The sequence below is a fragment of the Liquorilactobacillus vini DSM 20605 genome (genome assembly GCF_000255495.1).
Lineage (GTDB): Bacteria > Bacillota > Bacilli > Lactobacillales > Lactobacillaceae > Liquorilactobacillus > Liquorilactobacillus vini.
Window position 1 is genome coordinate 1 of sequence record NZ_AHYZ01000212.1, and the last position, 504, is coordinate 504.

A 504-nucleotide genomic window follows, 5' to 3' on the forward strand; every position below is an offset into this window, starting at 1 on the left:
TGTTTTGCCCACACCTGGACTTCCAATGAAGATAACATTTTCTCGTTTAGCTAAGAATGACATTGTTGTTAATTCTGAAATGCTTTGTGGATTAATTGAAGGCTGAAAATTAAAATCAAATTCTTCTATTTTTTTGATTACTGGGAACCTCGCTCTTTGGATCCTCCGTTCAAGTTCTAATTGATGTTGATAACTTATTTCCTTGTTGGTCAGGTCCAACAGGGCTTCACTGAAACTAATTTTGTGATCATTGACTTTCGATATATATTCATTTAAATTCTGACGAATATTTTCTAAATTGAGATCGGACAAATTAGAGTTTAGTTGTTCATATTGATTCATTAGACGTTCTCCTCGTATTATGGTGTTTATAAGTTGTCATAAACACTTAAATCTTTACGCATATATTCATTAATCTCTTTTTCACTGGCATTTTTCATTAAATCGCTTTTTAATACAGCTAGTTGATCTTCAGTATTGTAAGTAAACTGCTTATCTGAAACA

1 protein-coding gene is annotated in these 504 nt (G+C 31.5%); it reads right to left on the bottom strand.

The window, feature by feature from the left end; translation table 11 throughout:
- Positions 1-342, bottom strand: a 342-nt coding sequence (locus ON15_RS11050; RefSeq protein WP_010581553.1) for an ATP-binding protein, incomplete at its 3' end; no start/stop codon positions are given.
- Positions 343-504: the final 162 nt, after the last annotated feature.